This window comes from Sphingomonas sp. Leaf38 (assembly GCF_001421825.1).
Taxonomy (GTDB): Bacteria; Pseudomonadota; Alphaproteobacteria; order Sphingomonadales; family Sphingomonadaceae; genus Sphingomonas.
The window spans coordinates 272,040-274,594 of sequence record NZ_LMLD01000010.1 but is presented as its reverse complement, the minus strand read 5'-3'; the positions used below and the strand labels follow the sequence as shown (position 1 = coordinate 274,594).

The following is a 2,555-nucleotide window of genomic DNA, read 5'->3' as shown; positions in this document are numbered from 1 at the left end:
AGCCAAGCAATGCTGCGCCCGGAACAGCCCCTCACCCCGACCCTCTCCCCGCAGGGGAGAGGGAGCAGAAGGAGGTGCGCCTCCCGATGCTGCGCCAGCAGATCGCCAAGCGCGAGGGCCGCGCGAACATGTGCCTTGCCGATTTCGTCGACACGCAGGACGATTGGTTCGGCGGGTTCGCGGTCGGCATCCACGGGATCGACGAGCATATCGCGCGCTTCAAGGCCGGGCATGACGACTATAACGACATCCTGCTGAAGGCGCTCGCCGACCGGTTCGCCGAAGCCTTTGCCGAGCGGCTTCACAAGCATGTCCGCCAGGAACTCTGGGGCTATGCGCCGGAGGAACAGCTCACCAACGACGCGCTGATCAAGGAACAGTATCGCGGCATCCGCCCGGCGCCCGGCTATCCCGCATGCCCGGACCACAGCCTCAAGCCGATCCTGTTCGACCTGCTCGATGCCGAGACCGCGACCGGGCTCGAACTGACCGAGAGCTTCGCGATGTTCCCGACCGCCGCCGTCTCGGGCTTCTATTTCGGCCATCCGCAGGCCGAGTATTTCGGCGTCGCGCGCGTCGGTCGCGACCAGCTCGAGGACTATGCGGCGCGGCGCGGCGCGGACCTGAAGACCGCCGAACGCTGGCTTCGTCCTAACCTCGACTAAGGTTCGGGCTCGCGCGCGGAACAACCGCCGCAAGCCCGCGCTTACAAGGGGTCGACACGCGGAGACCCGATGACCCTACCCCAGTATCTCTCGATCGCCACGCTGATCGGCATGATGGCGCTCTTCATCTGGGGCCGGTTCCGCTACGACGTCACCGCGATCCTCGCGCTGCTCGCCAGCATCGCGCTCGGCATCGTCAGCCCGAAGGACGCGTTCAAGGGCTTCTCCGACGATATCGTCATCATCGTCGGTTCGGCGCTGGTGATCTCGGCGGCGGTCCAGCGGTCGGGCATCATCGAAGTCGCGCTCGCCAAGTTCGCCAAGCGCGTGACGCGAGTCCGCTCGCAGTTGTTGCTGCTGACCGCATCGGTCGGGTTTGCCTCCGCGCTCGTCAAGAACATCGGCGCGCTGGCGATGCTGATGCCCGCCGCGTTCCAGATGGCGAAGAAGAACGACACCTCGCCCTCGGTCTTCCTGATGCCGATGGCGTCCGCTTCGCTGCTCGGCGGGCTGATCACTTTGGTCGGTACGTCGCCCAACATCATCGTCAGCCGCGTGCGCGAACAGATGACCGGACACCCGTTCGGGATGTTCGATTACGCCCCAGTCGGGCTTGGGCTAACGCTGATGGGGCTGATCTACCTTCGCTTCGCCTACCGGCTGCTGCCACGCGATCGGCGGGCGGCACCGACGATGGGCGAGGCGCTCGATATTAAGGGCTATGTTACCGAGGCGATGATCTCGGAAGGCTCGCCCGCAGTCGACGAGACGGTCGACGCGTTCCTCGACCGTCACGATCGCGAGGTGACGATCACGCGGATCCTGCGCGCCGGGATGCGCAGCGCGCCCCACGACCACACGCATCTGCGCGCGGGCGACACACTGATCCTTGGCGGTGACCCCGATGCGCTCGAACGCGTCATCGCGCGCGACCGTCTGAAACTCGAAGGCGAGGATCGCGAAAAGGCCGACGAGGACGACGACGACGAGGTCGGCGTGATCGAGGCAGTGATCGGGCTCGGCTCGGCGCTAGCCGGCAAGACGGCGGCGCGGCTCGCGTTGCAGGCGCGCTACGGCGTCAACCTGATCGCGATCTCGCGGCAGGGTGAACATCTGTCGCGCCGCCTCGCCAATACCGAATTGCGCGCGGGCGACGTGCTGGTGTTGCAGGGGCCGCTCGAGCAGCTGCCGGGCAAGCTGCGCGACCTCGGGTGCCTGCCGCTCGCCCAGCGCGAGTTGCGGCTTGGCGTGTCGAAGCGGAGCTGGTTGCCGATCGCCATCCTCGCGGTGGCGATGAGTGCGACCGCGCTGGGGTTCGTGCCGGTGGCGGTCGCGTTCTTTGCGGCGGCGGGGCTGATCATGGCGACCGGCGTGCTGCCGGTGCGCGAGGCGTATGATCATGTCGAATGGCCCATCCTGATCATGCTCGGTGCGCTGATCCCGGTCAGTGATTCGCTGCGCACGACCGGCGCGTCGGAGGTCATCGCGACTTGGCTGTCGTCGACCGCGGCGACCTTGCCGCCCTGGGGGGCGGTCGCGTTGATCCTGGCGGCGGCGATGGCGGTGACGCCGTTCCTCAACAACGCGGCAACCGTGCTGGTGATGGCGCCGATCGCCGCGACGTTTGCCGGCGATCTCGGGTTCCGGCCCGAAGCGTTCCTGATGGCGACCGCGGTCGGGGCAGGGTGCGATTTCCTGACCCCGATCGGCCACCAGTGCAACACGCTGGTGATGGGGCCGGGGGGGTATAAGTTCAGCGATTACGCAAGACTGGGCGCACCGCTGTCGTTGCTGGTTCTGCTGGTGGGGACACCGCTGATCGTCGCGGTGTGGCCGGTGCACTGACGACCCAACGATCCTCCCCCGCAAGGGGGAGGTGGCTGGCCCTTG

At 67.1% G+C, this 2,555-nt stretch carries 2 protein-coding genes; both read left to right on the top strand.

Annotated features, from left to right (window positions below):
* Nucleotides 1–665, top strand: a 665-nt coding sequence (locus ASE88_RS19425) for a vitamin B12 dependent-methionine synthase activation domain-containing protein (RefSeq protein WP_321163405.1), incomplete at its 5' end; no start/stop codon positions are given.
* Nucleotides 666–734: 69 nt separating this feature from the next.
* A complete protein-coding gene (locus ASE88_RS06825) occupies nucleotides 735–2,510 on the top strand; it encodes an SLC13 family permease (RefSeq protein WP_055879213.1) in 1,776 nt (591 codons plus the stop codon).
* The last annotated feature ends 45 nt before the right edge of the window (nucleotides 2,511–2,555 follow it).

What these genes read in the sequence shown, in the direction of transcription:
- ASE88_RS06825 (WP_055879213.1), top strand. Translation starts at nt 735, where the DNA reads ATGACCCTACCCCAGTATCTCTCGATCGCCACGCTGATCGGCATGATG.